Origin of the sequence: Klebsiella sp. RCJ4 (assembly GCF_009025755.1) — a bacterium.
GTDB classification, from domain to species: domain Bacteria; phylum Pseudomonadota; class Gammaproteobacteria; order Enterobacterales; family Enterobacteriaceae; genus Klebsiella; species Klebsiella michiganensis.
Map to the genome: position 1 here is coordinate 1 of NZ_WCIN01000016.1, position 5,628 is coordinate 5,628.

4 protein-coding genes, 4 tRNA genes and 1 rRNA gene are annotated in these 5,628 nt (G+C 50.3%); 8 read left to right on the forward strand and 1 reads right to left on the reverse strand.

The window, feature by feature from the left end; translation table 11 throughout:
* Positions 1-240 precede the first annotated feature (240 nt).
* From rrf to birA, 3 genes are all read left to right on the forward strand, one after another.
* Positions 241-356 (forward strand): 5S ribosomal RNA (rrf, locus tag F8562_RS05430).
* 167 nt (positions 357-523) lie between these two features.
* Positions 524-1,552, forward strand: coding sequence for a UDP-N-acetylmuramate dehydrogenase (gene murB, locus F8562_RS05435; RefSeq protein ID WP_042934237.1), 1,029 nt, complete (start codon positions 524-526; stop codon positions 1,550-1,552).
* Positions 1,549-2,511, forward strand: a complete 963-nt coding sequence (birA, locus tag F8562_RS05440) for a bifunctional biotin--[acetyl-CoA-carboxylase] ligase/biotin operon repressor BirA (RefSeq protein WP_014837096.1) — start codon at positions 1,549-1,551, stop codon at positions 2,509-2,511. The genes murB and birA overlap by 4 nt, the downstream gene beginning before the upstream one ends.
* Before the next feature lie 26 nt (positions 2,512-2,537).
* On the opposite strand, the gene coaA is transcribed toward birA, so the two are convergent.
* The gene (gene coaA / locus F8562_RS05445) at positions 2,538-3,488 is read right to left on the reverse strand and encodes a type I pantothenate kinase (RefSeq protein ID WP_014227490.1); all 951 of its coding nucleotides are present in this window, start codon (positions 3,486-3,488) and stop codon (positions 2,538-2,540) included.
* Between the two features lie 439 nt (positions 3,489-3,927).
* Here coaA and F8562_RS05455 point away from each other — a divergent pair.
* The 5 genes from F8562_RS05455 to tuf form a co-directional block, all read left to right on the forward strand.
* A tRNA-Thr gene (locus F8562_RS05455) sits at positions 3,928-4,003 on the forward strand.
* A gap of 10 nt (positions 4,004-4,013) precedes the next feature.
* Positions 4,014-4,098 (forward strand) — tRNA-Tyr (locus F8562_RS05460).
* A gap of 119 nt (positions 4,099-4,217) precedes the next feature.
* Positions 4,218-4,292, forward strand: a tRNA-Gly gene (locus tag F8562_RS05465).
* A gap of 5 nt (positions 4,293-4,297) precedes the next feature.
* Positions 4,298-4,373 (forward strand) — tRNA-Thr (locus F8562_RS05470).
* A gap of 116 nt (positions 4,374-4,489) precedes the next feature.
* Positions 4,490-5,628: elongation factor Tu (gene tuf, locus F8562_RS05475; RefSeq protein ID WP_049077760.1), on the forward strand; the 1,139-nt coding region annotated here is incomplete at its 3' end.

Below are 5,628 nucleotides of genomic sequence, written 5' to 3' on the forward strand. Positions count from 1 at the left end.
TTGAGCTAACCGGTACTAATGAACCGTGAGGCTTAACCTTACAACGCCGAAGATGTTTTGGCGATTTGAGAAGACAACAATTTCAGCTTAGATTACAGATTTTCGGGAACGAAAGATTTTACGCTGAGGCAAGGCGGCAAATGAAGTAAAGGAAGGAGCATACTGTAGTATGTGACTGACTTTACGAATGCAGCCAACGCAGCATCGGTGTAAAAGATTCGTTTCTGACAACAGAATTTGCCTGGCGGCGACAGCGCGGTGGTCCCACCTGACCCCATGCCGAACTCAGAAGTGAAACGCCGTAGCGCCGATGGTAGTGTGGGGTCTCCCCATGTGAGAGTAGGGAACTGCCAGGCATCAAACAAGTGAAGAGCCCATCCTGACGGATGGGCTTTTTGCGTTTTTGTCGTTTAAAATTGCCAGATTTTAGGCACGCCATGGTACCTTCTCCTCCTGACAATCAGGCAAGCCTTCCCTCGCTATATACGGTAAACTAATGCAGATTTTGCATCTGGAAGCCATTATGAGCCACTCACTTAAGCCCTGGAACACCTTCGGTATTGACCGTTCTGCCAAAGCGGTTGTACGCGCCGAAACTGAAAAACAGCTACTGGATGCCTGGCAAAATGCCACCGCAGAGCGCCAGCCAACCCTGATCCTTGGTGAAGGAAGCAATGTTCTGTTCCTGAAGGATTATTCCGGTACGGTCATTATCAACCGTATTATGGGGATAGAAGTGAGTGAAACACCTGGCGCGTGGCATTTGCATGTTGGTGCAGGAGAAAACTGGCATCAGCTGGTCCAGTTTGCGTTAAATAACGGAATGCCGGGCCTGGAAAATCTTGCTTTGATTCCTGGCTGCGCCGGCTCCTCGCCGATTCAAAATATTGGTGCTTACGGCGTTGAATTACAGAAGGTTTGCCGGTACGTCGACTGCATTGAGTTGGTCACGGGTGTGAAACAGCGTCTTTCCGCTGCTGAATGTCGCTTTGGCTACCGGGACAGTATTTTTAAACATGAATATCAGGACCGCTACGCCATTGTGGCGGTTGGTTTGACGTTGCCAAAAGCCTGGCAACCCGTTTTGACCTACGGTGATTTAACCCGGCTCGATCCGCAAACCGTTACCCCGCAGCAGGTATTTGACGCCGTCTGTCATATGCGCATGACCAAACTCCCCGATCCAAAAGTGAATGGAAATGCGGGGAGCTTCTTTAAGAACCCGGTCGTTAGCGCGGACAAGGCGCAAGCGCTGCTGGCGACCTATCCGGGCATCCCTCACTACCCTCAGCCGGATGGCAGTATGAAACTTGCCGCCGGCTGGCTTATCGATCAATGCCAGCTTAAAGGTAAAGTGATGGGTGGCGCAGCGGTGCATAGCCAGCAGGCGCTGGTATTGATCAATCAGCATCAGGCAACCAGTGAAGACGTGGTTGAGCTGGCTCATTACGTACGCCAGCAGGTTGGTGAGAAGTTTAATATCTGGTTACAGCCGGAAGTGCGCTTTATCGGTGAAACGGGAGAAGTTAATGCCGAGGAGACCATCGCATGAAAGACTACACCGTTCCTTTGACGCTAATATCGATCCTGGCCGACGCTGAATTTCACTCAGGTGAACAGCTTGGCGAGCGTTTAGGGATGAGTCGGGCAGCAATCAACAAGCATATTCAAACGTTACGCGATTGGGGAGTCGACGTATTTACCGTACCGGGTAAAGGCTACAGTCTCCCTGAGCCTATCCAGCTTCTGGATGAAGAGCAGATCGCCAGGCAGATCGAGCATGGCCGGGTAACCGTACTACCGGTGATTGATTCCACGAACCAGTATCTTCTGGACAGACTTAGCGAACTGCAATCGGGTGATGCCTGCGTGGCTGAGTATCAGCAGGCAGGTCGCGGCCGCCGCGGGCGCAAGTGGTTCTCGCCGTTTGGTTCTAACCTTTACCTTTCAATGTACTGGCGACTGGAGCAGGGCCCTGCTGCGGCTATAGGCTTGAGTCTGGTCATTGGGATCGTCATTGCCGAGGTGCTGCAAAGCCTGGGGGCGGATAAAGTTCGGGTGAAATGGCCAAACGATCTCTATTTACAGGATCGGAAGTTGTCCGGGATCCTGGTGGAACTGACGGGGAAAACCGGCGATGCTGCGCAGATAGTCAGCGGCGCGGGGATTAACCTCATGATGCGCCGGGTGGAATCTGATGTTGTCAATCAGGGTTGGATCAGCCTCCAGGAGGCAGGGATCTCTATCGATCGTAATACGTTAGCGGCTTGTCTGATTAAAGAGCTGCGGGCAGGATTTAAACTTTTTGAGAATGAAGGTCTGGCACCCTATCTCACCCGCTGGGAAAAGCTCGATAACTTTATTAATCGACCGGTTAAACTTATTATTGGCGATAAAGAGATCTTTGGTATTTCGCGAGGTATTGATGCTCAAGGCGCATTATTACTGGAGCAGGACGGGATGGTAAAACCCTGGATTGGCGGTGAGATATCATTGCGCAGCGCTGAATAAAAAAAGGGGAGCTAACGCTCCCTTTTTTATTTTCTTAAACGCACCTGATTCACAGAGTGGTTTGCGCTTTTGGTCATTATAAGGCTGGCTCGCTCACGGGTTGGTAGAATGTTCTCTTTTAAATTCAAAAGATTAATCTCATTCCACAGCGATGTGGCAATATCAATTGCTTCATCTTTAGACAGCTGAGCATAGCTATGAAAATAGGAGTCCGGGTCGGTAAACGCGCCTTCGCGGAATTTCAGAAAACGATTGATATACCAGTTTTTTAGCAGTTCTTCAGGCGCATCGACGTAAATTGAAAAATCAACGAAGTCCGAAACAAATACATGATGCGGATCGTGTGGATAATCCATGCCGCTCTGCAGAACATTTAAACCCTCAAGAATTAATATATCAGGCTGCGTGACGGTTTTATCCCCATCAGGAATGACGTCGTAAATCAGATGTGAATAGACCGGCGCCGTAGCGTCAGGAACGCCGGATTTCAGGTCTGAGACGAATTTAACCAAGCGATGCATGTCATAAGACTGCGGGAAGCCCTTCTTCTTCATCAGGCCGCGTTCTTTCAATACCGCGTTAGGATGCAGAAAACCATCTGTCGTGATTAATTCTACATGTCGATGTTCAGGCCAGCGGCTCAGCAATGCTTGCAGCACGCGCGCGGTAGTGCTCTTCCCGACCGCCACGCTACCCGCAATGCTAATGATGTAAGGAATACGTTGGCCGTTGGTGCCAAGGAATTGTTCCAGTACAGCCTGGCGGCGCAGATTAGAGCTGATATAGAAATTGAGTAAACGCGACAGCGGCAAATAAATTTCCGCTACTTCTTCCAGGGAAAGATCTTCGTTGATGCCTTTTAACCGCGTGATTTCTTCTTCTGTTAGCGTCATCGGAACGGAATCACGAAGCGCAGCCCATTGGTCGCGGTTAAATTGTAGATACGGTGTCATTAACGTTTGCTCTTTTAGGCTCATAAGCATGCTCTTGCAACCGCCGAATTACATGAAGGCGGGGTGCTTCACACTAGTTAATCAGGACAATGGGCAGGAGGGTAACACCAGATTGCGAGGAATAATAAGAAAAAAACTCATTGAATGATGCTTTCTAAAGGTAGCATCACAGAGATGAATGGTTTGGTAAGGGGATATAAAGTTCTCAGCAGAGACCCGTGGGTTATTCATTGAATCGGGTGGTCAGGTGATGGGGTATCGATGCCGCTTTAGCGACATCACTCTACTTTTTGCCCTCCTCGGCAACCCTGTCCGTGAGGATGATTGGCGTATTTTTGTCCTGCTCTGTTTGAAATTACACCATTTTTTCTCGTTTGAGCACAAAATGTGAGCAATAGAACATTTTCTGCAATTTTTTAGTTGCATGAACTCGCAGGTCTCCCTAGAATGCGCGCTACTTGATGCCGACTTAGCTCAGTAGGTAGAGCAACTGACTTGTAATCAGTAGGTCACCAGTTCGATTCCGGTAGTCGGCACCATCAAGTGCCTGGTGGGGTTCCCGAGCGGCCAAAGGGAGCAGACTGTAAATCTGCCGTCATCGACTTCGAAGGTTCGAATCCTTCCCCCACCACCATCTTTCGGCAACGCTTTGCGGAGCCAGAGTTGATTGGTTAAACTGGTCAGCTCAAACAAAAAAAGAGACGCTTCTCTTTTTTTTGTTATAGAAAGAACTGGGTAGCCGAGTTTCAGGATGCGGGCATCGTATAATGGCTATTACCTCAGCCTTCCAAGCTGATGATGCGGGTTCGATTCCCGCTGCCCGCTCCAAACGTGCTGATATGGCTCAGTTGGTAGAGCGCACCCTTGGTAAGGGTGAGGTCCCCAGTTCGACTCTGGGTATCAGCACCACTTCTTTATCTCTCCTCCCCTGTTTCTCTCTTGTTTATTGCATTCAACAAGTCGGGCATGTTGCCCGGTTGATGTGGTGATATCACCGATTTATCCGTGTCTTAGAGGGACAATCGATGTCTAAAGAAAAGTTTGAACGTACAAAACCGCACGTTAACGTCGGTACTATCGGCCACGTTGACCATGGTAAAACAACGCTGACCGCTGCAATCACTACCGTTCTGGCTAAAACCTACGGTGGTTCTGCTCGCGCATTCGACCAGATCGATAACGCGCCGGAAGAAAAAGCTCGTGGTATCACCATCAACACTTCTCACGTTGAATATGACACCCCGACTCGCCACTACGCGCACGTAGACTGCCCGGGCCACGCCGACTATGTTAAAAACATGATCACCGGTGCTGCGCAGATGGACGGCGCGATCCTGGTTGTTGCTGCGACTGACGGCCCGATGCCGCAGACTCGTGAGCACATCCTGCTGGGTCGTCAGGTAGGCGTTCCGTACATCATCGTGTTCCTGAACAAATGCGACATGGTTGATGACGAAGAGCTGCTGGAACTGGTTGAAATGGAAGTTCGTGAACTTCTGTCTCAGTACGATTTCCCGGGCGACGACACTCCGATCGTTCGCGGTTCCGCTCTGAAAGCGCTGGAAGGCGACGCAGACTGGGAAGCGAAAATCATCGAACTGGCTGGCTACCTGGATTCTTACATCCCGGAACCAGAGCGTGCGATTGACAAGCCGTTCCTGCTGCCGATCGAAGACGTATTCTCCATCTCCGGTCGTGGTACCGTTGTTACCGGTCGTGTAGAGCGCGGTATCATCAAAGTTGGCGAAGAAGTTGAAATCGTTGGTATCAAAGAGACTGCGAAGTCTACCTGTACTGGCGTTGAAATGTTCCGCAAACTGCTGGACGAAGGCCGTGCTGGTGAGAACGTTGGTGTTCTGCTGCGTGGTATCAAACGTGAAGAAATCGAACGTGGTCAGGTACTGGCTAAGCCGGGTTCTATCAAGCCGCACACCAAGTTCGAATCTGAAGTGTACATTCTGTCCAAAGACGAAGGCGGCCGTCATACTCCGTTCTTCAAAGGCTACCGTCCGCAGTTCTACTTCCGTACAACTGACGTGACTGGCACCATCGAACTGCCGGAAGGCGTAGAGATGGTAATGCCGGGCGACAACATCAAAATGGTTGTTACCCTGATCCACCCGATCGCGATGGACGACGGTCTGCGTTTCGCAATCCGTGAAGG

What these genes read in the sequence shown, in the direction of transcription:
- murB (WP_042934237.1), top strand. Translation starts at nt 524, where the DNA reads ATGAGCCACTCACTTAAGCCCTGGAACACCTTCGGTATTGACCGTTCT.
- birA (WP_014837096.1), top strand. Translation starts at nt 1,549, where the DNA reads ATGAAAGACTACACCGTTCCTTTGACGCTAATATCGATCCTGGCCGAC.
- coaA (WP_014227490.1), bottom strand. Translation starts at nt 3,488, where the DNA reads ATGAGCCTAAAAGAGCAAACGTTAATGACACCGTATCTACAATTTAAC.